At 70.0% G+C, this 23,910-nt stretch carries 21 protein-coding genes, 1 pseudogene and 1 riboswitch; of the genes and pseudogenes, 10 read left to right on the top strand and 12 right to left on the bottom strand.

What is annotated here, in order from left to right:
• Positions 1–113: 113 nt before the first annotated feature.
• The 7 genes from DDF62_RS21860 to DDF62_RS21830 all read right to left on the bottom strand — a co-directional run bounded on the left by DDF62_RS21860 (position 114) and on the right by DDF62_RS21830 (position 9,943).
• Entirely contained in the window at positions 114–323 is a 210-nt protein-coding gene (locus DDF62_RS21860; RefSeq protein WP_116491063.1) for a cold-shock protein, read from the bottom strand.
• Positions 324–389: 66 nt separating this feature from the next.
• Positions 390–2,174, bottom strand: coding sequence for an SLC13 family permease (locus DDF62_RS21855; protein WP_116491062.1), 1,785 nt, complete (start codon positions 2,172–2,174; stop codon positions 390–392).
• Between the two features lie 71 nt (positions 2,175–2,245).
• Positions 2,246–6,292: a hypothetical protein gene (locus tag DDF62_RS21850; RefSeq protein WP_116491061.1), complete on the bottom strand. Its 4,047-nt coding sequence runs from the start codon at positions 6,290–6,292 to the stop codon at positions 2,246–2,248.
• 99 nt (positions 6,293–6,391) lie between these two features.
• A complete protein-coding gene (locus DDF62_RS21845) occupies positions 6,392–7,612 on the bottom strand; it encodes a CCA tRNA nucleotidyltransferase (RefSeq protein ID WP_116491085.1) in 1,221 nt (406 codons plus the stop codon).
• Positions 7,613–7,974: 362 nt separating this feature from the next.
• Positions 7,975–8,631, bottom strand: a complete 657-nt coding sequence (locus DDF62_RS21840) for a CoA pyrophosphatase (protein WP_116491060.1) — start codon at positions 8,629–8,631, stop codon at positions 7,975–7,977.
• A complete protein-coding gene (locus DDF62_RS21835; protein ID WP_116491059.1) occupies positions 8,628–9,188 on the bottom strand; it encodes a DUF1285 domain-containing protein in 561 nt (186 codons plus the stop codon). The genes DDF62_RS21840 and DDF62_RS21835 overlap by 4 nt, the downstream gene beginning before the upstream one ends.
• Positions 9,189–9,421: 233 nt before the next feature.
• Positions 9,422–9,943, bottom strand: a complete 522-nt coding sequence (locus tag DDF62_RS21830) for a GNAT family N-acetyltransferase (protein WP_116491058.1) — start codon at positions 9,941–9,943, stop codon at positions 9,422–9,424.
• A gap of 264 nt (positions 9,944–10,207) precedes the next feature.
• On the opposite strand from DDF62_RS21830, the gene DDF62_RS21825 reads away from it, so the two are divergent.
• Complete coding sequence (locus DDF62_RS21825) at positions 10,208–11,470, top strand: MFS transporter (RefSeq protein ID WP_116491057.1); 1,263 nt, start codon at positions 10,208–10,210, stop codon at positions 11,468–11,470.
• Between the two features lie 106 nt (positions 11,471–11,576).
• Here the strand turns inward: DDF62_RS21825 and DDF62_RS21820 are convergent, their stop codons facing one another.
• A complete protein-coding gene (locus DDF62_RS21820; protein WP_116491056.1) occupies positions 11,577–12,056 on the bottom strand; it encodes a GNAT family N-acetyltransferase in 480 nt (159 codons plus the stop codon).
• Between DDF62_RS21820 and DDF62_RS21815 the strand changes: the two genes are divergently transcribed.
• Positions 12,055–12,381, top strand: coding sequence for a TfoX/Sxy family protein (locus tag DDF62_RS21815; protein WP_116491055.1), 327 nt, complete (start codon positions 12,055–12,057; stop codon positions 12,379–12,381). The genes DDF62_RS21820 and DDF62_RS21815 overlap by 2 nt on opposite strands.
• Positions 12,382–12,573: 192 nt before the next feature.
• Here DDF62_RS21815 and DDF62_RS21810 read toward each other — a convergent pair whose 3' ends face one another.
• On the bottom strand, positions 12,574–13,431 hold the full coding sequence (locus DDF62_RS21810; RefSeq protein ID WP_116491054.1) for an SDR family oxidoreductase: 858 nt from the start codon (positions 13,429–13,431) through the stop codon (positions 12,574–12,576).
• Positions 13,432–13,566: 135 nt separating this feature from the next.
• On the opposite strand from DDF62_RS21810, the gene DDF62_RS21805 reads away from it, so the two are divergent.
• Entirely contained in the window at positions 13,567–14,268 is a 702-nt protein-coding gene (locus DDF62_RS21805; protein ID WP_116491053.1) for a class I SAM-dependent methyltransferase, read from the top strand.
• Here DDF62_RS21805 and DDF62_RS21800 read toward each other — a convergent pair.
• Positions 14,259–15,143: a LysR family transcriptional regulator gene (locus DDF62_RS21800; RefSeq protein ID WP_244286910.1), complete on the bottom strand. Its 885-nt coding sequence runs from the start codon at positions 15,141–15,143 to the stop codon at positions 14,259–14,261. The two genes, DDF62_RS21805 and DDF62_RS21800, sit on opposite strands and share 10 nt — an antisense overlap.
• 100 nt (positions 15,144–15,243) lie before the next feature.
• On the opposite strand from DDF62_RS21800, the gene DDF62_RS21795 reads away from it, so the two are divergent.
• A complete protein-coding gene (locus tag DDF62_RS21795; RefSeq protein WP_116491052.1) occupies positions 15,244–16,317 on the top strand; it encodes an alkene reductase in 1,074 nt (357 codons plus the stop codon).
• 43 nt (positions 16,318–16,360) lie between these two features.
• Here DDF62_RS21795 and DDF62_RS21790 read toward each other — a convergent pair whose 3' ends face one another.
• Positions 16,361–16,948, bottom strand: a complete 588-nt coding sequence (locus DDF62_RS21790; RefSeq protein WP_116491051.1) for a dihydrofolate reductase family protein — start codon at positions 16,946–16,948, stop codon at positions 16,361–16,363.
• Between the two features lie 201 nt (positions 16,949–17,149).
• On the opposite strand from DDF62_RS21790, the gene DDF62_RS21785 reads away from it, so the two are divergent.
• Both DDF62_RS21785 and DDF62_RS21780 read left to right on the top strand, forming a co-directional pair.
• Entirely contained in the window at positions 17,150–18,232 is a 1,083-nt protein-coding gene (locus DDF62_RS21785) for a site-specific DNA-methyltransferase (protein WP_116491050.1), read from the top strand.
• A gap of 10 nt (positions 18,233–18,242) precedes the next feature.
• On the top strand, positions 18,243–18,635 hold the full coding sequence (locus tag DDF62_RS21780; protein ID WP_116491049.1) for a hypothetical protein: 393 nt from the start codon (positions 18,243–18,245) through the stop codon (positions 18,633–18,635).
• Positions 18,636–18,660: 25 nt separating this feature from the next.
• On the opposite strand, the pseudogene DDF62_RS26785 reads toward DDF62_RS21780, so the two are convergent.
• Positions 18,661–18,750: pseudogene (locus DDF62_RS26785) on the bottom strand (hypothetical protein); the annotation flags it as partial.
• 134 nt (positions 18,751–18,884) lie between these two features.
• Positions 18,885–18,976: riboswitch (glycine riboswitch) on the top strand.
• Between the two features lie 166 nt (positions 18,977–19,142).
• Here DDF62_RS26785 and gcvT point away from each other — a divergent pair.
• From gcvT to gcvPB, 4 genes are all read left to right on the top strand, one after another.
• A complete protein-coding gene (gcvT, locus tag DDF62_RS21775; protein ID WP_116491048.1) occupies positions 19,143–20,255 on the top strand; it encodes a glycine cleavage system aminomethyltransferase GcvT in 1,113 nt (370 codons plus the stop codon).
• Positions 20,256–20,328: 73 nt separating this feature from the next.
• On the top strand, positions 20,329–20,694 hold the full coding sequence (gene gcvH / locus DDF62_RS21770; protein WP_116491047.1) for a glycine cleavage system protein GcvH: 366 nt from the start codon (positions 20,329–20,331) through the stop codon (positions 20,692–20,694).
• 176 nt (positions 20,695–20,870) lie between these two features.
• Entirely contained in the window at positions 20,871–22,214 is a 1,344-nt protein-coding gene (gene gcvPA / locus DDF62_RS21765) for an aminomethyl-transferring glycine dehydrogenase subunit GcvPA (protein ID WP_116491046.1), read from the top strand.
• Complete coding sequence (gene gcvPB / locus DDF62_RS21760) at positions 22,211–23,782, top strand: aminomethyl-transferring glycine dehydrogenase subunit GcvPB (protein ID WP_116491045.1); 1,572 nt, start codon at positions 22,211–22,213, stop codon at positions 23,780–23,782. The genes gcvPA and gcvPB overlap by 4 nt, the downstream gene beginning before the upstream one ends.
• The last annotated feature ends 128 nt before the right edge of the window (positions 23,783–23,910 follow it).

Raw genomic sequence — 23,910 nt, 5'->3', positions numbered from 1 at the left:
TCCACGCGTGGATTCGCCACCCAGCGACGGCCGGCTCGATGCGGCGGCCCCTGGGTCCCGGCTCTACGGCTCGCTGCGCGAGCCTTCGGCCGGGATGACGACGTGAGATAAAATCAGGCCCTAAGCTTGCCGGCCACCATCTGGCCGCTGAACGGGTCGCGCTCCAGTTCGTAGGCGATGGCCTGGCCGTCCTCGAGCGGCGGCAGGCCGGCCCTCTCGACCGCGGCGGCGTTGACCCTGATCTCGGCCCCGTCGTCGCCGTCGGGCGCGATGTAGCCAAAGCCCTTGGCGGTGTCGAACCACAGCACAGTGCCCGTCGCCATGACGCTCCCCGTCAGCCCTTGCTACGGGCGCGACTAGATCGGAGGTTTGACGGCTCCGCAAGCGTCTCAACGCGCGGCGAGCGGCCAGACCAGGGCGATCAGGCCCGGCGCCGTCAGCAGGATCAGCAGGGACAGCGGCGCGCCCAGCCGGGCGTAGTCGCCGAACCGGTAGCCGCCCGGTCCCAGCACCAGGGTGTTGCACTGGTGGCCGACGGGGGTGAGGAAGTCGCAGCCGGCCCCCACCGCCACGGCCATCAGGAACGGATCGGGGCTGAGACCCAGGCGCTCGGCCAGGCCCAGGCCGATCGGGGCGACGATCAGCACGGTGGCGGCGTTGTTGAGAAAGGGCGTGGCCAGCATCGCCACGGCCATCATCGCCGTCAGGGTCAGCAGCGGCGGCATGCCGTCGAAGGCGCCCGACAGCCAGGCGGCGATCAGGTCGGTCCCGCCGCTCTTCTGGATGGTGTCGCTGACCGGGATCATCGCCGCCACCAGCACCAGCACCGGCGCCTCCAGCGACGCATAGGCCTCGCGCATGCGCAGGGCGCCCGTGGCCACCACCAGCACGGCGGCGGCGAAGAAGCCGGCCGCCACCGGCAGCACGCCCAGCGCCACCAGCACCATGGCCCCGGCCAGGATGGCGGCCGGCAGGATCGCGTGGCGCACCCCGCCCAGCCGCACCTCGCGCTCGGCCAGCGGCAGGCAGCCCAGGGCCTGCAACGCGCCGGGCAGCTGCTGCTCGCTTCCCTGCAGGACGAGGATGTCGCCGGCCTTCATGCGGATGGTCGCCAGCCGTCCGGCCAGGCGATAGCCCGCGCGGCTGACGCCCAGCAGGTTGACGCCGTAGGTCTCGTTCAGGGCCAGGCCCTTGGCGGTCTTGCCGATCAGGTCGCTCTGCGCGCCGATCACCGCCTCGACCACCCGCACCTCGTCGGTCGGCTCGTCCATCACCACGGGGCGGGCGGCGTCGGACAGGCGCAGGCGGGCCTTGAGGATCAGCTCGTTCAGCGCCTGCTGCTGACCCTCGAGCAGCAGCACGTCGCCGGGCTGGATCTTGCGGGCGACGTGCGGCGAGGCGATCCGCTCGCGGCCGCGCAGTATGGCCACCACCGCCACGGCGGCGCCCGCGGCGCGTTTCAGGTCGCCGACCCGGTTCTGCTCGAAGCTCCAGTCGCCTGGGATCTCGACCTCGGTGACATAGGCGTTGGCCGCCAGGGCCGCGTCGATGTCGACCGCCGCCTCGCGCCCGGCCGGCAGCAGGCGGTAGGCGAAGGCGAGATAGGCGATGGCCATCACCGTCAGGGCCGCGCCCACCGGCATGAAGTCGAACATGGCGAAGGGCTTGCCCAGGGCCTCCTGCCGCACCTCGGAGACGATGATGTTGGGCGAGGTGCCGACCAGCACCGCCAGCCCGCCGACCAGCGACCCGAACGACATCGGCATCAGGATCCGCGAGGGCGCAACCCCGGTGTTCCTGGCCATGCGCAGGGCCGACGGCATCATCAGGGCCAGGGCCCCGACGTTCTTGGTGGCCATCGACAGCACCGCCGTGATCGCCGCCATCACCGGCGCCTGGCTGCGGGCGGTCTTCAGGCGCGGCAGCAGCGGGGCCATCAGGGTGTCGACGATCCCCGACCGCGACACCGCCGCGCTGAGCACCAGGGCGCTGGCGATGATGATGACGATGTCGTTGGAAAAGCCCTCGAAGGCGCTCTTCAGCGGGATCAGCCCCGACACCACCCCCACCGCCAGGGCCCCGACGGCGACCAGGTCGTAGCGCCAGCGGCCCCAGACGAAGCAAAGCACCGTGGCGCCCACCAGCGCGAAGGACAGTCCCTGCTGCAACGTCACGCCCCGCGCCCTCCCCCAAGCTTGGCTCTCGGGGAGAGAACGGACGTGGTGAGGATATGTTCAGCGGCGCGCTATTCCTCCACTCGGGTAAAGGCCGCTTCCGCTCGAAGCGCCAGGGCCGTGAAGAAGAAGGCCACCAACACGGCGCCGAACAGCTGCACCATGCCCATGACATTGCGCGCCGGCCCCGCCGCCCAGGTCGGCATGTCAGCCAGGGCTGTCTCCTTCACCTTCCAACGGGGCTGGTCCAGATCCAGCGGAAACAGAAGATCGACAGCGTACATCAGTCCGGGACAGAGCTCGCGCTCCAGGCTCTTGGGCGGGTCTTTCCGGCTGATCTTGGCGAACTTCGCCTCCTCCATGATCTTTTCGGCCCGCTGGCGGCAGGTCGGCCTGGCGCCTGACGGCGCACTCGGGCCCGCATCGAAGCTCAGCGTCAGCGGCGCGATGACCGGGCCAGCACGGATCTGGGTCGCGGGCGGCGGCGCGTCCGGGCCCAGAGGCTTCGCGACCGGAGGCCGCTGAGCGAGCGTTGCGCTCCAATCCGGGGCCTTGTCGTCGAACTCCATCCACCCCTGATTTGCGGCGTAATGCGCTGAAAAGGCCACGACGAGCACGGCCGCGACGATCGTCCCCGCCAGCCGATCGAGCCGGAAACCGAAGCCCGACAGCCAGTCAGCGACGAACAGGGCGGCCTTGCTGACGCCGTGCTGGCGCCAGGATAGCAGCTGGTTGCGGTTGCCGATCCGCGCCTGCTCGATCTCGTTGGCGGCCAGGTAGCGACCGACCTCGCGCAAGGCCTGGGCCGCCGTGCGATAGGGCTCGTTGGGCGAATAGCGCGAGGTCAGGAACTGGAACCGGTTGGGCTCGCTGCGCTGGCGCGCCAGGTATTCGAGCCCGAGAGGGCGGTGCTGCAGCCCGGGCTGCGCCATGGCCAGCGCCAGGATGATCGCCGTCGCGAACAGCGAGCCGATCGCCACCAAGGCGATATGAAACCCCTCTTCCATCCAGGAGCCGTTCACCTTGGACAGGGTCCAGGCCGCCGCGCCGAAGATCAGCAGCGCCGCGAGCCTGACCAGTATCTTGCGCCCCGGGCTCCTGCGATCACCTGGGCGACTGACCTGCCGCAGCCGGAAGATTTCGCGCCAGGGCGCGGCGAAGACCACCGCCAGCAGGGCGGCTCCCATCAGCAGGGGCTGGAACACGGCCCCGAGCGGCGCGCCACGGACGGCGAGGCCGAAGAAACCGGCCAAGGCCAGCAGCAGAACGCCCACGCCGGCCGCCACGCGGTGGGGGTGATCCACCGGCGGCGCGACCCCGCCCTGGGCGCCGGGCTCCAGCGGTGGATGCTGCAGCAAGTTGTCGGCCAGGACGGGCGGCAAGGGCCCGAGGCTGGAACTCTGCTCATAGCGGAAGCTGTCGAGGCTGAGCGCCCCCGGATGGGGCCAGGCCGAGGGCGGATGGCAGAACACCGTGGCGCGGGCGTTGCGCAGGTCGATGAACCACTCCTTGCGGTCGCGCCCGCGCCATCGGCGAACGTCGTGCACGGCGCCGCAGTCGATGCACCGCAGCTCGCCCTCCTTGCCCGCGCGCGCGAACGCCCGCCGACGAACCGTCTTGCCCAGGTCCGTCAGCCTGGACCAGAGCCGACCAAACTCGTGGGGCCAGGTCGTCGCGCGAACGGAGGTGCTGGGCTTCACCGGTTCGCCCTGGTCGCGCCAGGCGACCCAGCTATGGGCGCACCCCTGCCAGACGAACGCGTTCCGCAGATCCGGCGACAATGCGGTTTGCGGCGCATGGGGCGTGTAGCGTCGGGCGCCGACCGACGGATAGATGTTGAGGTGGCCGTCGACGACGCAGTTCTCGGCCTTGATCGTGGGCCCCTGGTCCGGATCGAAGATCAGGTGGCAGTCGCTGCCGATCTTCGCCCCGCGCAGATTGAACATCCCGCCCATGCGCACGGCCCGCCGCTTCAGCGGCACCCTGCGGTCGCGCCCCAGGTCCGCGCCGCTGTGCACCTGGCAGCAGCGAAGCCGACCGGCGATGCGGGCCTCTTCCAGTTGCAGGCCCCACAGCCCCTCGGACTCGCGCAGGTCGAGGTCCTTGCCGATCGTGGCCTGCCGCAGGATCAGGCCGTACTGTTCTTGCAGCGATCGCTGGTCCAGCGGCCGCCCGTTCACACAATCGACCTCGGCGCGCGCGGCGTTCTCGTCTTCGTCGTGGACGGCCTGGCGATCGTAGAGGTCATCGCCCCGCAGCGCGACCTTGCCGCTGGTCTGGCCGGGATCCTGAACGACGCGGTCGTCGTGCGCCGGCTTCCACTCGAAGCGCGCGTTGGAAGCATAGACCGAGCCCCGCACCGACGCCCCGCCCAGGCTCACCACGCCATGCAGTTCGGCGGGGCGATGCGCGGCCGGGCGTCCCCTCGTCAGCGGCGGCTCGCCGGTGTCGCTCAAGGGCGTCTGCTCGCCAGGCATGAATGAGACATCGCCGCCGATCAGCACCTCGCGCATGTCCAGCGCATAGTCCTGGGCGACGAACTTGGCCGGACGGTCGATGGCGTGACCGGTCCAGGTTCTCAGGGTGACGATCTTCTGAAGCTCGACGATCACGGCCAGGGTCTTCAGCGGCTCATCCAGCGACTTGAGAAAGTCCGCGATCGGATCCAGCAGAGCCGTGCGGGTCTCGTCGCCGGACCGCAGCGTGGCGCCCGACAAACGCACGCTGCCGCTGATGTCGGCGCTCTTGAGGCGTACGCGCCCATGCGCCTGCAGGTGCTCGGCGAACAGGTTGCCGACGATCTTCAACCCATCGGCCCTGATGGCGTTGGTCCGCGCGCGGAGAGACTCCGTGAGGATGATCTCCAGGGACCTGTCGCTCCAGTCCGAGCCCACGACGCATTCCAGGTCGACCATGGCCTCGACATCGCGGCGCGGCTTGTCGCGCTGGACGTCGCTGCTTTTCGGATGCTTGGCCGTGTGGGTGGGCAGGAAGGGATCGTGAAGCTCGAACTTCGCGAGGTTCTTGTCATAGGCGCCGAAACGCTGATGGCGATCGCGAAAGCCCTCGAGCCGCTCGCGGACGGCCTCATCCTTGATCTTGCCCACCCTCGGCTCGGAAAGCACGTCGTAGGCCCACTTTTCCAGGACAGCGAGGGGCGAGGCCACCACCGCCCCTGTCAGGAAGACCGAACGATGGGCCTCGGCGCCGCGCATCGACAGGCCGCCCCAGACACGGGTGCGCTCCAGCAGCACCTCGTTGTGGATCACGGCCTTCGACAGGTTGAGAACGCCGTGGTCGGCGTCTTCGACCTGACGCCACGGCACCTCCTGCATCTGGGTGATCAGGGCGTCGCTGGCGTCGAAGATGCCGCCGATCCGCGCGCCCGAGAAACTGACCGGCGAGATCACGGTCGTCCGCCGCAGATGCACGCCGCCGGTCGTGCGCAGCCCCCGCGCCTCCAGTCCCGGCAGCGCCGATCCCGACAGGTCCAGCGAGATCATCTCGCTCTCGTTGACCATCAGCGGCACGTCGAACACGCAGCCTATGAAGCTGACCGGAAAAGGCAGTTTCAGATTGGCCAGGTCCAACGGCGCGTTCGATCCGATCCGGACGATCCGGCAGCCGACCAGCTGCAACCCCCGACGCAACAGGGGCTCGCACTCCGGCGACGCCCTGGGATCGGCCAGACAGTCGGCCATCCAGCAAAGGGTGTTGAGAATGACGTCCGCGTCGACCGGGGCGATGCCGCCCTCGTCGAGCTTCAGCTCCGCGAGCCGCTTATCCGCCGCGCGATCCTCGACGCTGGGTCGCTTTCCGGCCTCGACCGGGTCCTTGAAGAGAGTGGTGCGGGCCAGGAGGCTGAGCAGCTCGAAGGCCCGGTAGTCGAGCAGGTCGCGCGAGCCGTCCGGCTCGCCCAGCCGCTGACGCTGATAGGCTGCAAAGAGGAATGGCGGAATGTGTCCCGGCCGCCGAAGCTCCAGGCCGCGCGGCCCAGTCGTGTCGCCGCCGGCCTTCGCCTGCTCGTGGCGGCGCACCCCCAGCCCCGCCGTCGCATCGATCCGCTCGCCCGCCTTCACGGCGTCGCGGAGCTCCGCCTCCCTCAACTGCTCGACCATTCATTTCCCCCCGGAAAGAGGAAATGATTACACTTAAGGTTGAGAATGTGAAGCCGTCTCCACCAAAAGGCGCGGGCAAGGCCCTCGCGGGCTGACGGACTAGACCGCCATGCCCTGGACCACCGCCTTCAGGCGTTCGATCACCGACAGCTTGTCCTCGATGAAGTCCTGGTCGATCCACCAGATCTCGACCTCGCGCATCACCTCGCCGACCAGCGGGCCCTTGGGCACGCCAGCGCGCATGACCTCCTCGCCGGTCATCGGGAAGCTCGGCGGATCCCAGTTCTCGGCCAGGGCCAGCAGGGCGCGCCACTGCGAGGTGGTGGCCGGGCGGGTCGTGCCGGCCCAGGCCAGCTTCACCCGGTCGGTGAAGGTGCGCAGGCTGAGCGCGTAGACCGCGCGGCGGGCCTCGCGCGGGCTCATCCACGAGACGATGCGCGGCGAGGTCCCGACCGCCTCGATCAGCCGCTCCTTCAGGGCGTTGGACAGCCGCAGCCGCTCGGCCAGCTCGCGGGCCAGCGCGGCGTCGTCGGGGATCAGGGCGGCCAGGCGCAGCTCGACGTCGTTCTCGAACAGTTGCTCGGTCTCGATGGCGACCAGGCCGTCGAGACGGGCCAGGGACTTCACGAACGGCAGGATGGCGGCCAGCACGCCGGTGGCCGCCATCAGCCGCAGGGCCGGACGCGGATCCTCAGCGGCCAGCAGCTTGAGGATCTCCTTCTGGGTGCGCTCGGCGGCGCGGCCCGAAACCAGGCCCTTGAGCGCCTTGCAGGCGGCCAGGGCCTTCTGGTCGGGCTCGCCCTTGCCGTACCAGGCCTGGAAGCGGAAGAAGCGCAGGATCCGCAGGTAGTCCTCGCGGATGCGGGTCATCGGCTCGCCGACGAACACCACCTTGCCGTCGCGCGCGTCCTGCACCCCGTGGCCGGTGGGGTCGTAGAGCCGGCCCTCGCCGTCGACATAGAGGGCGTTGAAACGGAAGTCGCGGCGCTGGGCGTCCTCTTCCCAGGCGTGGGTAAAGGCCACCACCGCCCGGCGGCCGTCGGTGGAGACGTCGCGGCGCAGGGTGGTGATCTCGAAAGGGATCTTGCCGGAGACGGCGGTGACCGTGCCGTGGTCGACGCCGGTGGGGATGGCCTTCAGCCCCGCCTCGCCCAGGGCCTCGATCACCTGGTCGGGCGTAAGCGTGGTGGCGATGTCGATGTCGTCGACCGGCTTGTTCATCAGCGTGTTGCGCACGCAGCCGCCGACGAAGCGGGCGCAGCCCGGACGGCCCTTGGCCTCCAGGGCGGCGATCACCGCCTTGGTCTCGGGCCATGCCATCCACGGCGGCCGGCCGATGGTCTGGGTTTCCACGCGACATCCCCCTTACGCAACGGCAGGCCGCCTCCCGTTGGCGCGGGCGGTACGTCCTGCTTTCAAACGACTATTTCAGGGAATGGACGCTCACGCCAAGTGCGGAAACGTCGTCGTCCCCAACTGTCGGACTCGCACCTCGTCCCACATCAAAACTCGTCATCCCGGCCGGAGGCCCGCGCAGCGGGCCGCAGAGCCGGGACCCAGGGGAACCGCAGTGCGCCGGCTCCTGGGTCCCGGCTCTCCGCTTCGCGGAGCCTGTCCTCGGGCGCGCTTCGCGCGACCCGGGGGGCCGGGATGACGATCCTTGGGGGCCTGGAAGCTGCTCGCTAAGCCTCGACCGCGACGCTCTCGGGGTGCAGCCGCTCGTACAGCGCCCGCAGCATGCCGGCCGTCGCGCCCCAGATGAACCGCTCGTTCCACGGCATGGCGTAGAAGAACCGGCGGCCCGTGGGCGTGTCGCGGTGCTGGCGCTGGTGGTTGGCCGGGTCCATCAGAAAGTCGAACGGCGTCTCGAAGACGTCGGCCACCTCGTCGGGGTTGGCGATCAGCTCGCAGTCGGGATCGACGAACCCGACCACCGGCGTGACGTGGAAGCCGGTCACGGTGGCGTAGCCCTGGATCAGGCCGGCCACCTCGACGAAGCGGGGATCAAGGCCCACCTCCTCGTTGGCCTCGCGCAGGGCCGTGCCCCACGGCGTCTCGCCCGGATCGCAGCGGCCGCCGGGAAAGGCGATCTGGCCGGTGTGGCTGCGCAGGGTGTCGGAGCGGCGGGTGAGGATGACGTTCAGGCTCTCGGGCCTCTGCACCAGGCCGATCAGCACGGCGGCCGGCCGCAGGGCGTGGGGATTGTCGATCCTAAGGCCCGGATTGAGGTCGAAGTCCGAGCGCCAGTCGTTCTTCAGGCAGGGGTCATAGGCCTCGATCGGATCGAGCCGGCTCCTGATGAAGGCCCGCCGGGCCGCCGCGTCGGTCTGGGGGATCATGCGGGCCCCACCGAAAACCAGGCGCCGTTCGAGGCGACGCCGAAGCGCCGGCCGTCGGGGGTGTCGCGCTCGCTCGCCATCTCGACCAGTTCGTAGAACACCGGGCGGGCGATCAGCGCCTCAAGGCCTCGCCGCACGTGCAGATAGGGCCGCGGCTCGCCGGTTTCCGGATCCTCCATCACGCGGATGGCGTGGTCGGGACCGGCCACGACTTCGTCGCCGACATTTGTCAGGAAGCGCAGGGCCTCGCCGTCGCGGTCGACCCGCACGGCGATGAACGGCGCGTCCTCGACCGTGATCCTCATCTTCTCCACCGGGGTGACCAGGTGGAAGCCGTCGGGGTCGCGCCGCAGGATGGTCGAGAACAGGCGCACCAGGGCCTCGCGGCCGATCGGCGTGCCCTCGTGAAACCAGACGCCGTCCCTGGCGATGCGGATGTCGATGTCGCCGCAGTGGGGCGGGTTCCACAGGTGCACCGGCGGCAGGCCCTTGCCGCCCGCCGCTTTCGCGGCCTGGGCGACGCCGTCGAGTCCGGTGCTGGCTGTGTCTGAGGGCATGGACCTCAGTTAGGTCATGCGCGCCCTATGCTCAAGCGAAGCCTGGGGATGGTCTCACAGGCTGCTTCGGTGTGTGGTCCTCGTCCTTCGACAAGCTCAGGATGAAGACCATGTAAGGACTCGGGCAGCAGAAAAACCTCATCCTGAGCCTGTCGAAGCCTGCCCCGGGCGGGCCGCGCCAGCGGCGCGACCCGGGGGATGGGGTTTTCGCCCCTGAGGCCAGGCGTGAAGCCCTAGCGAACCGCCACGCGCCCCTCGAAACCCTCATCCCCGCCGGGAACCAGGGCCTTGAGCAGCACCCGGCGCTGGTCGGCCGGGCCGGGCATGACGACCTTGGCGGCGGGGACGGCCGAAAAGCCGATGCGGGTGAAGTAGGGCGCGTCGCCCACCAGCAGCACGGCGCTCCAGCCGGCCTGCGTCGCCGCCTGGCAGGCGGCCTCGACCAGGGCCTGGCCCAGGCCCGCGCTGCGCTGCTCGGAATCGACGGCCAGCGGCCCCAGGAACGCGGCGGGCTTGCCGCCGATCGTCACCGGCCACAGCCGCACGCTGCCGATCACCGCCTCGCCGCGCAGGGCCACGAACGAGCAGTCGTCGAGCTTATGGTTGGTCTCGCGCAGCCGCTCGGACGACTTGGCGAAGCGGCCGGGCCCGAAGGCGCGGTCGACCAGCGCCTCGACGGCGGCGGCGTGCTGCGGGGCCTCGAGTTCGATCGAGGGGGCGTCTTGCGGAAGAAGGGCGGCGGAGGAAGCGGTCATGAGGCGACGAGGATCCGGGTGCGAACGGGGATTTATCCCCGGCGCGTGACGCGGCCGCGACGGCCGCCGTTCCCGGGGGGGCGTTAGGCGCGGACGGCGGTCCGCGCGGCGCAGGTTCGTCGTTGGCGTCGCATCGGCGGCGCTCTCCCCATGGCAGAGGCGCGCGGCATAGGGCGCTATGACCCCCACGTCAACGAAATCGACGGCCTTATGAGACAAACGCGATTGCGACGCTTCGTCCCAAGGAGCAGGGTCCGCGCCGAAATGTCAGACGCCGCCGCCCTCCCCGCCGATCCCGACACCTCGACCCGCGCCCTGCTGCGCCAGCGCGACTACCTGCTGTTCTGGGGGGCGCGGTTCGTCGGCACCCTGGGCGTGCAGGTCCAGGCCGTGACCCTCGGCTGGTACGTCTACGACATCGCCCGCATGACCCACTCGATCCGGGAGTCGGCGCTGCTGGTCAGCCTGATCGGCCTGGCGCAGTTCGTGCCGCTGTTCCTGCTGACCCTGATCGCCGGCGAGACGGCCGACCGCCGCAGCCGCAAGCACATCGCCATGCTCACCTTGGGCGTCGACATCGTCAGCGTGTCGGTTCTGCTGTTCATGGCCGTGCGGGGGCTCCACACCCTGTGGCCGATCTTCACCATGGCGGCGTGCTTCGGCGCCAGCCGGGCCTTCATGTCGCCAGCCGTCAGCGCCATGGGGCCGATGCTGGTGCCGCGGCCGCTGCTGCCGCGCGCCATCGCCTGGAACTCGCTGGCCTGGCAGGGCGCCTCGATCGCCGGCCCGGCCCTGGGCGGCGCCCTGCTGCACTTCTCCGCGGGCGTGGCCTTCGGCGGGGCGGCGGCGCTGTACGTGGTCGGCCTGCTGCTGCTGTCGGCGATCCGCAAGTCCACCACGCCCGAGGCCCAGAGCGGCTCGCGCCTCGAACTGATCAAGGAGGGGCTGGCCTATGTGTGGAACAACAAGATCGTCTTCGGCTCGATCTCGCTCGACCTGTTCGCGGTGATCCTGGGCGGGGCCACCGCCCTGCTGCCGGTCTTCGCCCGCGACGTGCTGCACATCGGCCCCAGCGGCTTTGGCCTGCTGCGCGCCTCGCCGGCCATCGGCGCGACCCTCGTGGCGATCTACCTGGCCAGCAACCCGATCCGCCGCCACGCCGGCCGGATCATGTTCGCGGGCGTGGCGGTGTTCGGCGCGGCCACCGTCGTCTTCGGCCTGTCCAACCTCGTCTGGCTGTCGGTGGCGGCGCTCGCGGTGCTGGGCGGGGCCGACATGCTGTCGGTCTATGTGCGCCAGACCCTGGTGCAGCTGGTCACCCCCGACGCCATGCGCGGACGCGTCTCGGCCGTCTCGGGCGTGTTCATCAGCGCCTCCAACGAGCTGGGCGAGGTCGAGAGCGGCGCGGTCGCCTGGCTGCTGGGTCCGGTGCGGGGCGTGGTGTTCGGCGGGCTGGGCGCCATCGGCGTCACGGGCCTGTGGGCCTGGCTGTTCCCGGCGCTGAGGAAGGCCGACCGGCTGGAATAGGCGGCGTGTGACCCTCGTCCTTCGACAAGCTCAGGATGAGGGTCAGGGCAGGCGCCGGCATTCGAAATCCTCACCCTGAGCCTGTCGAAGGGCTAGGATTTCGTGCTCAGGCCTGGGCCAGCTTCGCCAGTGCATCCCCGGTCATCCGCCGCACGGTCCACTCGTCCATCGCCGCAGCCCCGAGGCTGTCGTAGAAGGCGATCGACGGGGCGTTCCAGTCGAGCACGGCCCATTCCAGCCGGCCCAGGTTCTCGGCCACGCAGCGGCGCGCCAGATTGGCCAGCAGCGCCTTGCCCGCGCCCGCGCCGCGCGCGGCCGGCCGCACGAACAGGTCCTCCAGATAGATCCCGTGGCGGCCGACGAAGGTCGAATAGTTGTAGAACCACAGGGCGATCCCCACCGGCTCGCCGTCGAGCAGCGCGATGTCGCAGAAGGCCTTGGGGGCCTCGCAGAACAGCGCCGCCTCGATGTGGGCTTGCGTGGCCTCCACCTCGTGCAGCAGCTTCTCGTATTCCGCCAGGTCGCGGATCAACGACAGGATCAGGGCGGCGTCTTCGGACGCGGCGGGACGGACGGTAACGGGCATGGCGGTTTCGGAAGACTTCCTGGAGTTCGTGCTCGAGCAGCTGGCGCCCCTGGGAGCGCTGAAGCCCAAGCGGATGTTCGGCGGGGTCGGGATCTACGCCAATGGCCTGTTCTTCGCGATCCTCGACGACGACACCCTCTACCTGAAAGGCGACGCCGAACTCAAACCCCGGTTCGAAGCGGCGGGCAGCCATGCCTTCGATCCCTTCGGCGAAGGCAAGCCCATGGCCTACTGGAGCGCCCCGGCCGAGGCCATGGACGATGCGGACCTGCTGGTGGAGTGGGCGCACAGGGCGCTGGCCGTGGCGGGGCGGAAGCGAAAATAGAACCTCTCCCAAAGGGAGAGGGTGGGGCCCGCGCCGCAGGCGTGGGAGGGTGAGGGGCTACAGCGTTGACTATCTATCCGCCCAATCCCCGCGAAAGCGGGGAACCAGGCTTTTTCTGCACCGCCCGCGCTCGACGATAAAACACCTGGGTCCCCGCTTTCGCGGGGATTTTACGGGTGTTGGGGCAGCCCTCTAACCGATCACCACCCCCGGGGGCGGGACGCTGTCCTCCGGCACGAAGAAGTCGGGCATCAGGGTGGCGGTCGGGTCGACGCGGTACTTGTCGAACTCGCGCACGCCTTCGCCATAGAGGAACGTGTCGTCGATCAGGAACTGGCCGGTGAGCTCGCGCGACGGCTTTTGGAAGATCGCGTGGGCGGCGTCGGCCATGATCTCGGGGGTGCGGCAGTGCTTGAGTCCCTCCTCGCCGGTCAGGGCGAACTGGATGGCGGCCGTGGCGATGCCGGTGCGCGGCCACAGGGCGTTGAACGCGATGCCGTCGGCCTCGAACTCCTTGGCCATGCCCAGCACGCACATCGACATGCCGAACTTGGCCATGGTGTAGGCCACGTGGCCGCCGAACCAACGGGGCGACATGTCCAGCGGCGGCGACAGCATCAGCACATGCGGATTGGCCGCCTTCTTCAGGTGCGGGATGCAGGCCTTCGACGTCAGGAACGTGCCGCGCGTATTGACCTGGTGCATCAGGTCGTAGCGCTTCATGTCGGTCGACAGCGTGCCGGTCAGCGAGATGGCCGAGGCGTTGTTGACGAGGATGTCGATGCCGCCGAACCGCTCGACCGCCTGGTCGACGGCCGACTGCACGCTGGCCTCGTCGCGCACGTCTACCACCAGCGGCAGGGCCTGCCCCCCGGCCGCGGCGATCTCGTCGGCGGCGGTGTAGATTGTGCCCGGCAGCTTGGGGTGCGGATCGGCGGTCTTGGCCGCGACCACCACATTGGCCCCGTCACGCGCGGCCCGCAGCGCGATGGAAAGGCCGATGCCCCGGCTGGCCCCGGTGATGAACAGCGTCTTGCCCGAGAGGCTCATGGCGCTCCCTCCTTGTTGATTGCCGCCACCCTAAGGCCGAACAGCCCCCTCTTGCAGCCCCGCGATTCTCGCAACATATAAAGTTACGTGAGTGACGGCCGACCGGCGGGCGTCGACGACGGCGGAGCCCTGCCCATGCGCACCGAAGACGGATCCAAGCACTTCCTGGCCGCCTTCTCCGACCCGGCGGCGGTGGCCCGCTACGCCGAGGGCCCGCCGCGCTTCGTGCCGGGCTTCCACGACCTGCACCGGATGTGCGGGGTGATGCTGGCCGAGCGCGCGCCGGAAAACGCCCGCGTGCTGGTGGTCGGGGCCGGCGGCGGGCTGGAGCTGAAGGCTCTGGCGCAAGCACACCCGGGCTGGACCTTCGTCGGCGTCGACCCGGCGGGCGAGATGCTGCGCGGCGCGCAGCGCCTGCTGGGGCCGCTGAACGACCGGATCGAGCTGGTCGAGGGCTATGTCGAGGACGTGGCCGAGCGCGATTTCGACGCGGCGACCTGCCTCCTGACCCTGCACTTCCTGGGCCACGACGAGCGTCTGCGCACCGAGCGCGAGATCCGCAGGCGCCTGAAGCCCGGCGCGCCCTTCGTCGCCGCCCACGGCAGCTTTCCGCAGGATCCTGGCCAGCGCGACGCCTGGCTCGACCGCTACGCCGCCTTCGCGATCGCCTCGGGCTTCGATCCCGTCCAGGCCAGGGGCGCCCGCGACGCGGTGGCCGCCAGCGTCAACATGATCGCCCCGGCAGAGGACGAGGCCATACTGCGCGAGGCTGGCTTCACCGATGTGACCCTGTTCTACGCGGCCTTCACCTGGCGCGGCTGGGCGGCCTATGCGTGAGGGTCGTCGCGCAGGTTCTGCCTGAGGAAATCGATGAAACGCTGGGTCCTGGCCGGCAGCAGGCGCGTGGCGGTGACCGCGTAGATCGAGGCTGGCGGCCCCTGCCAGCCTGGAAGGATCCGCACCAGCCGGCCGGCCGCCACCTCGTCGGCGACCACGCGTTCGGGGATCAGCAGGACGCCCATGTCCTGCACGGCCAACCGCTTCAGCAGGGCCACGCTGTTGGCGCGGAACCGGCCGTGGGCGGTGATGTCGACGACCTCGCCCCCCGCCTGCAGGCGCCAGGCGCCCCGTCCCGGCATGGCCAGGCAGGCATGGGCCTCAAGCTCGGCGGGATGGGCGGGCTCGCCATGGGCGGCCAGGTAGCCCGGCGAGGCGTAGAGGAACGGCGTCAGGTGGCCGATCACCCGGGCGATCAGGCCCGCGCCCTCCGGCTGGGCCATGCGCACGGCCAGGTCGAAGGGCTCGGCCACCAGGTCGACATTGCGGGGCGTCAGGTCCAGCTCGAAGTCGAGGCCGGGATATTTCGCGGCGAAGCGCGGCAGCAGCGGCGCCAGCCAGTTGGTGGCGAAGTCCACCGGCAGGGAGACGCGCAGGGTCCCGACCGGCCGGGCGACCATCTCGCCGAGCTCCTCGTGGGCGATGCGCGCCTCCTCGACGATCCGCAGGGCCCGCTCGAAATAGACCTGCCCGGCCTCGGTGGGCTCGATCGAGCGTGTGGTGCGGTTCAGCAGCCGCAGGCCGATCGACTTCTCCAGCGTCGCGATGCGGCGCGACAGGGTCGAGCTGGGCATGCCCAGGCTTGCCGCCGCGCCGCGAAAGCTGCGCGCCTTCATGACCTCCACGAACAGCGCCATGTCGTCGAGCCGGCTCACTTCATTGCTCCATGAATGGATCAATCAATTCCATTTCGGCGACTTTGTGCCGACCACACGCTTTGCCATCTGTGGCCTCGCACCACAAGGAAGCCACCCGATGAACCCCCTCTTCACCCCCGCCCGCCTGGGCCGGATCGATCTTTCCAACCGCCTGGTCATGGCCCCGATGACCCGCTCGCGCGCCCGGCCCGACGGGACGCCCGGCGACCTGGCCGCCCGCTACTACGCCCAGCGCGCCGGCCTTGGCCTGATCGTCACCGAGGGCGTGCAGCCGTCGCAGGACGGCCAGGGCTACCTGACCACGCCGGGCATCCACACCGACGCCCATGTCGCCGGCTGGCGCACGGTGACGCAGGCCGTCCACGCCGCGGGCGGGCGCCTCTTCATGCAGCTGATGCACGCCGGACGGATGTCGCATCCCGACAACACGCCCCACCACCGCCAGGGCGTCGCGCCCTCGGCCATCGCCCCGGGCGCGCCGATGTTCACCGCCACGGGCCCGCAGGACATTCCCACGCCGCGCGCCCTGAGCACCGACGAGGTGCGCCAGACCGTGGCCGACTTCCGCCAGGCGGCGCGCCGGGCGATCGAGGCCGGCGCCGACGGCGTCGAGATCCACGGCGCCAACGCCTATCTGGTGCAGCAGTTCTTCGCCCCCAGCGCCAACACCCGCACCGACGCCTATGGCGGCTCGATCGAGAACCGCGCCCGCTTCGCCATCGAGGTGGCGACCGCCATCGCCGAGGAGATCGGCGCGGACCGCACCGCCATCCGCCTGTCGCCCGGCACGACGCTGTGGGGCATCGACGAAGGCGCCGAAGGCCCGGCGCTCTACCGCCACCTGGTCGCCGAACTCGACAAGCTGGGCCTGGCCTATGTGCACGTCATGCACCAGGGCGACGAGGCCCTGCTGGCCGACATCCGCAAGCTGTGGCGCGGCGTGCTGATCCTCAACCGCCCGGGTCGGCCCCGCGAGGACATCGGCGCCGACGTCGCCTCGGGCCTGGCCGACCTGGAAGCCTACGGCCAGGCCGTGCTGGCCAATCCCGACTTCGTCGAGCGCCTGAAGACCGGCGCGCCTTTCAACGACGCCGACCGCATGACCTTCTTCGGCGGCGACGCGCGCGGCTACACCGACTATCCGAGCCTGCACGAGACGGTTCCCGCCTGATCGGGCGCGAGGGTCCCGTCCACACGGGCGGGACCCGCCATCCTCAAGCCTGCGCGCCCTCGCCGGCCTCGCCCGCCGCCCGGCCCCTTCCGCGTCCCGCCTTGACCGGCAGAAGCTCGTAGTCCAGCCGCACCACCCCCATGGCCAGCGAGGCCGCGCCGCGCAGGACGAGGCCCCGGGGCGGGCCGGCGCGTTCGGGAAACAGCGGCGGGCCCTCGCCCAGCAGCACGGGCGCGATCAGCAGCGACAGGCGATCCAGCGCGCCCTGCTCGGCGAAGGCGGCCAGCAGCCCGGCCCCGCCCACCACCCAGGCGTCGCCGTCGTCGAGGTCGCGCAGGCGGTCGACCAGGGCCGGCAGCCCCTCGCGCCAGAACCGCACCCCGCGCTGCACCGGATCGCCCCGCCGCGAGGTGACGACGAACCCGCGCTTGCCGGCATAGGGCCAGCCCATGCCCAGGCTGGGGATCTGGTCATAGGTGGCCCGGCCCATGACCACCGTGCCCACGAGATCGATGAAGGCGCCGTAGCCGGGATCCACCTTGCGGAACGGCGCCAGCCACTCGACCCCGCCGCCGGCGTCGGCGACGCGGCCGTCGAGGCTGGACGCGATGAACCCGCGGATCAGCGCCATGCCCCCTCACGTCCCCCAACGTCGCCAGATGGCCGAGCCCTTCGCGTCCCGGTCGAGTCCACGATAGAGAACATTTAAGGAACATCAACCGCTATTAACCACTTTTCGAATCGCGATTAACCAGTGGCTAACCATGACCGTTCATTCCCGGGTAACCACGGGACTCCATGATTCCGTTGGGTGTTTTGCAAGGAAGCGGACATGTCGTTCGGGCCGGAAACCATCATTCAGGGCGACTGCATCGAGGCGATGAACGCCTTGCCCGAAAAGTCGGTCGACCTGATTTTCGCCGACCCGCCCTACAACCTTCAGCTTGGCGGCGACCTGCTGCGTCCGGACAATTCCAAGGTCGACGCGGTCGACGACCACTGGGACCAGTTCGAGAGCTTCGCCGCCTACGACAAGTTCACCCGCGAGTGGCTGAAGGCCGCCCGCCGCGTGCTCAAGGACGACGGCGCGATCTGGGTGATCGGCAGCTACCACAACATCTTCCGCGTCGGCGTGGCGGTGCAGGACCTGGGCTTCTGGATCCTCAACGACGTCATCTGGCGCAAGACCAACCCGATGCCCAACTTCAAGGGCACCCGCTTCGCCAACGCCCACGAGACCCTGATCTGGGCCTCCAAGAGCCAGAACGCCAAGCGCTACACCTTCAACTACGACGCCCTGAAGATGGCCAATGACGAAGTGCAGATGCGCTCGGACTGGACCATCCCGCTGTGCACCGGCGAGGAGCGCATCAAGGGCGCCGACGGCCAGAAGGCCCACCCGACCCAGAAGCCCGAGGCCCTGCTCTACCGGGTGATCCTGTCGACCACCAAGCCGGGCGACGTGATCCTGGATCCGTTCTTCGGCGTTGGCACCACTGGCGCGGCCGCCAAGCGCCTGGGCCGCAAGTTCGTCGGCATCGAGCGCGAGGCCGAATATATCGAGCACGCCAGGACCCGCATCGCCCAGGTGACGCCGATCGCCCCGCAGGACCTCGAGGTCATGGGCTCCAAGCGCGCCGAGCCGCGCGTGCCGTTCGGCACGATCGTCGAGGCCGGCCTGCTGCATCCGGGCGACACGCTCTACTGCGCCAAGGGCGCCCACGCGGCCAAGGTGCGCCCCGACGGCTCGATCGCGGTCGGCGACCTGACCGGCTCGATCCACAAGATCGGCGCCATGGTGCAGTCGGCCCCGGCCTGCAACGGCTGGACCTACTGGCACTTCAAGACCGACGCGGGTCTCGCCCCCATCGACGTGCTGCGCGCCCAGGTGCGCGCGGCCATGCCGCACGCCTGATCGCTTTCAAGTGAAAGAAGGCCCCATCGGCGTTCGCCGCTACTGGACGATCGGCTGCCTGGCCGTCGTGCTGACCATGCTGTGCACCTCGGCCCTGCCCGACAAGGCCGGGTTTCCGCTGAACCTGGTGGGGCCGCTGGTGCAGATCGTCGGCTGCGCCGTCCTGGTGATCATCGGCCGCCGCCGGCTGGGCGAAAAGGCCAACCTCGCCTTCATCGGCCCCGTGGCCGGCGCGATCCTCGTCTGGGGCGTCTATCTGTGGACGGCGAGCTCGGGCATGGGCCCGACGGCCGGACCGGCCGCCTGGCTGGGCGTCACCCTGCTGGGCGTGGCCATGGGCGCGACACTGCAGTTCCTGGTGCTGGGCTTCGTCGGCCAGGGCGGCGCGGTGAAGAAGGGCTGAGGGGCTCTTCCGAACTCTCCTGCCCACTCCAAACTTCGTCATCCCGGCCGCAGCGAAGCGGAGAACCGGGACCCAGGGGCCGGCGCAATGCGGTTCCCCCTGGGTCCCGGGTCTGCGGCGCGTTCGCGCCTCCGCCCGGGATGACGATCGAGGGTTGGCCGCGCGCCTTGAATCCGGGCGTCGCCGGGTCCTCCGCCAACCTGACGACGGCCCCGCTTGACTCCCTCCCCCGGCTCGCTCATTGAGCCCCTGACCCTCGCGGGAGACGTCGGGATTCGTGTCCCGAGGCCGAAGGCGCAACCGCCCCGGAAACGCTCAGGCAAAAGGACCGCGCGGGTTTAGGAACGCTGGAAAGAAGCCTCCCGCAAGGGCGGCTCGCCGAAGGAGCAAGGCGCCCCTCCCCCTGGGACGGAACGCGCCGGAATCTCTCAGGCCTAAGGGACAGCGGGGGCGCGACCAACCGGCGAGAGCCGGAACCGTCGCCGACCCCGTTTCGGAGCCCGCCGCGTGTCCACCGACGACCTCAAGAAGACCCCGCTGTTCGACGCCCACGTGGCGGCCGGCGCCCGCATGGTGCCGTTCGCGGGCTATTCCATGCCCGTGCAGTACAAGGACGGCGTGCTGAAAGAGCACCTGTGGACCCGCGAGCATGCGGGCCTGTTCGACGTCTCGCACATGGGCCAGGCCCGGCTGCGCGGTGAAAACCCGGCCAAGAGCTTCGAGAAGGTGGTCTCGGCCGACTACCAGGGCCTGAAGGCCGGCAAGCAGCGCTACGGCGTGCTGCTGAACGCCGACGGCGGGATCATCGACGACCTGATGACCGCCCGTCCCGATGACGACGGCCTGTTCGTCGTGGTCAACGGCGCCTGCAAGGACAACGACTACGCCATCATCGCCCGCGAACTGGCCGGCGAAGCCACCGTCGAGCGCCTCGAAGACCGCGCCCTGCTGGCCCTGCAAGGCCCGCAGGCCGCCGCCGTCCTGGCCGCCCACGTGCCGGAAGCCGCGACCATGGTGTTCATGGACGCCCGCGCCCTGACGGCGTTCGGCGTCGACGCCATCATCTCCCGCTCGGGCTATACCGGCGAGGACGGCTACGAGATCTCGGTCCCGGCCGACGCCGCCGCCCGCATCTGGAACACCCTGCTGGAAGACGAGCGCGTCAGGCCGATCGGCCTGGGCGCCCGCGACAGCCTGCGCCTGGAAGCGGGCCTGCCGCTCTACGGCCACGACCTGGACGAGACCGTCTCGCCGATCGAGGCCGGCCTGAACTTCGCCGTCGGCAAGAGCCGCCGCGAGGCCGGCGACTTCCTGGGCGCTGAGCGCATCACCAAGGAACTGGCCGGCGAGCTGGCCCGCGTCCGCGTGAACCTGAAGGTGCTGGAAGGCGCCCCGGCCCGTGAAGGCGCCGACATCGCCGACGCTGACGGAAACGTCATCGGCAAGGTCACCAGCGGCGGCTTCGGCCCCAGCTTCGGCGGCGCCATTGCGATTGGTTTCGTGCCCCCGGCCTACGCCGTGATCGGCGCGACGCTGAAAGTCATCGTCCGGGGCAAGCCGGCGGCCGCAGAGGTCGTCGCCTCCCCGTTCGTTCCCACCCGCTACGTCCGCAAACTTTAGCCGACGCGACAGCCAAAAGTGGACGCCGGTTTTGGCGTCCGTCGCGTCGCAAACTTAGAGAAAGGGCCAGACCATGCGCTTCACCAAGGACCATGAATGGGTCGCCGTCGAAGGCGACATCGCCACCGTCGGCATCACCGCCTACGCCGCCGAGCAACTGGGCGACGTGGTGTTCGTCGAGGTGCCGGAAGTCGGCAAGACCGTGGCCCAGGGCGAAGGCCTGGCCGTCGTCGAGAGCGTCAAGGCCGCCTCGGACGTCTACGCCCCGGTCTCGGGCGAAGTGGTCGAAGCCAACGCCGAGCTGGGCGACGCGCCGGAAACCGTCAACGCCGCGCCGGAAGCCGGCGGCTGGTTCGCCAAGCTGAAGCTCTCCAACCCGGCCGAGGTCGACGCCCTGATGGACCGCGACGCCTACGAGGCGTTCCTGGCGACGCTTTAAAGGAAGAACCCTTCCCCCTTGATGGGGGAAGGGCAGGGTTGGGGGTGACCCCACCGACTCTAGACTTGGAGCGTGGCGGACGCCGAAACCGCTGACACTTTCGGCTGCCACGCTCTGGAGACACCCCCATCCCCGCCCCTTCCCCCATCAAGGGGGAAGGGAGAAGGACCTGATTGATGCGCTACCTCCCCCTGACCCCCGAAGACCGCGCCGACATGCTCGGCGTGATCGGCGCGGGCTCGATCGACGAGCTGTTCGTCGACGTGCCGGCCGTCGCCCGCCGCAGCGAGCCTGTGGACCTGCCCCATCACGCCGGCGAGATCGAGGTCGAGCGCGAGCTCCTGCGCCTGTCGCGCCGCAACCGCTCGGCGGCCGAGGGGCCGTTCTTCGTCGGGGCCGGGGCCTATCGCCACCACGTGCCGGCCACGGTGGACCACATCATCCAGCGGTCGGAGTTCCTGACCAGCTACACGCCCTACCAGCCGGAAATCGCCCAGGGCACCCTGCAGGTGCTGTTCGAGTTCCAGAGCCAGGTCGCCGCCCTGACCGGCATGGATGTGGCCAACGCGTCGCTCTATGACGGCTCGACCGCCACGGCCGAGGCCGTGATGATGGCCCAGCGCATCACCCGCAAGAACAAGGCCGTGCTGTCGGGCGGCGTCCACCCGCAGTATGTCGGCGCGGTCGAGACCCTGGCCCACGCCGCCGGCGTGACCACCCAGCGCCTGCCGGCCGCCATCGACGCCGAGGACGCGGTGATCGCCGCCATCGACCAGGATACCGCCTGCGTCGTCGTGCAGACCCCCAACGTCTTCGGCACGGCCACCGACGTCACCAAGATCGCCGAGGCCGCCCACGCCGCCGGCGCCCTGCTGATCGTCGTCACCACCGAAGCCGTCTCGTACGGCCTCCTGAAGTCGCCGGGCGCCATGGGCGCCGACATCGCCGTGGCCGAGGGCCAGTCGATCGGCAACGGCCTGAACTTCGGCGGCCCCTATGTCGGCCTCTTCGCCTGCCGCGAAAAGTTCGTCCGCCAAGCGCCGGGGCGCCTCTGCGGCGAGACGGTGGACGCCGACGGCAAGCGCGGCTTCGTGCTGACGCTTTCGACCCGCGAGCAGCACATCCGCCGCGACAAGGCCACCAGCAACATCTGCACCAACAGCGGCCTGTGCGCCCTGGCCTTCTCGATCCACATGAGCCTCTTGGGCGAGCAGGGCCTGCGCCAGCTGGCCTCGCTGAACCACCAGAAGGCGCTGGCGACCGCGAAGGCCCTGGCGGCCATCCCGGGCGTCGAGATCCTCACCCCGCGCTTCTTCAACGAGTTCGCCGTGCGCCTGCCCAAGGACGCCGCCGAGGTCGTCGAGACCCTGGCCGCCCATGGCGTCATCGCCGGCGTGCCCTATTCGCGCCTGGAGCCGGGCGCGGGCCTGGACGACGTGCTGCTGGTCGCCACGACCGAGACCACGCTCGACACCGACATCACCTTCTTCGCCAAGCTGCTGGCCGGAGCCGTCCAATGAGCATGAACAATGTTGGACGTCCCACCCGTCCCGAAGCCTCCAATGACGACGCCGGCTTCGCCTCCCTGTCGGGCGGCCGCGGCCTGCTGCAGGACGAGCCGCTGATCTTCGAACTGGGCGGCTGGAGCAAGACCGGCGTCGACCTGCCCGACGCCGTCCCCGCCGACGGCGCCCTGGCCGGCCTGACCCGCGACGACGCCATCGGCCTGCCGGGCCTGAGCGAGCCGGAAGCGGTGCGCCACTACGTGCGCCTGAGCCAAAAGAACCACGCCATCGACCTGGCGCTCTATCCGCTGGGCTCGTGCACGATGAAGCACAACCCGCGCCTGAACGAGAAGATGGCGCGCCTGCCGGGCCTGTCGGATATCCACCCGCTGCAGCCGCAGTCGACGGTGCAGGGCGCGATCGAGCTGATGGACCGCCTGGCCCACTGGCTGAAGACGCTGACGGGCATGCCCGCGGTCGCGCTGTCGCCCAAGGCCGGCGCCCACGGCGAGCTGTGCGGCCTGCTGGCCATCCGCGCCGCCCACGAGGCGGCCGGCAACGGCCACCGCAAGACCGTGCTGGCCCCGACCAGCGCCCACGGCACCAACCCGGCCACGGCGGCCTTCTGCGGCTACACGGTCGTGGAAATCGCCCAGACCGACGACGGCCGCGTCGACCTGGCCGACCTGGAAGCCAAGCTCGGCGACCACGTGGCCGCGATCATGGTCACCAACCCCAACACCTGCGGCCTGTTCGAGCGCGACGTGGTGGAGATCGCCCGCCTGACCCACGCGGCGGGCGCGTACTTCTACTGCGACGGCGCCAACTTCAACGCCATCGTCGGCCGGGTGCGCCCGGGCGACCTGGGCGTCGACGCCATGCACATCAACCTGCACAAGACCTTCTCGACGCCCCACGGCGGCGGCGGTCCGGGCGCCGGTCCGGTGGTGCTTTCGGAGGCTCTCGCCCCGTTCGCCCCCACCCCTTGGGTGGTGCATGACGAAAACGGCTACAAGCTGATCGAGGAAGCCGAAGGCGTCGCCGCCCAGGCCTTCGGCCGGATGAGCGCCTTCCACGGCCAGATGGGCATGTACGTGCGCGCCTACGCCTACATGCTCAGCCACGGCGCCGACGGCCTGCGCCAGGTGGCCGAGGACGCGGTGCTGAACGCCAACTACATCAAGGCCCGCCTGAGCGACCTGATGAGCCCGGCCTTCCCCGAGGGTCCGTGCATGCACGAGGCGCTGTTCGACGACGCCTGGCTGGAAGACACGGGCGTCACCACGCTCGACTTCGCCAAGGCGATGATCGACGAGGGCTTCCACCCGATGACCATGTACTTCCCGCTGGTGGTGCATGGCGCGATGCTGATCGAGCCGACCGAGACGGAGTCGAAGGCCGAGCTGGACCGCTTCATCGAGGCCCTGCGCCTGCTGGCCCAGGCCGCCAAGGCCGGCGAGACGGACCGCTTCAAGAACGCCCCGCACCTGGCGCCGCTCAAGCGCCTGGACGAGACGCTGGCGGCCCGGAAGCCGAAGTTGAAGTGGAAACCTGTGGCCCCCGCGCCACTCGCCGCGGAATAGCTGCAACAGCAGCACGAAAGCGGAACGGGGCGCCTTTACGGAAGGGCGCCCCGTTTCCATATGCAGCTTGTGAGACGAGGGGGCCGGTCTGTTTCCGGAAACCGGCGGACCACAAGCCCCGTTCAGCC

Source organism: Caulobacter radicis (assembly GCF_003094615.1).
GTDB classification, from domain to species: Bacteria; Pseudomonadota; Alphaproteobacteria; order Caulobacterales; family Caulobacteraceae; genus Caulobacter; species Caulobacter radicis.
This window is presented reverse-complemented; position numbering and strand designations above follow the sequence as displayed.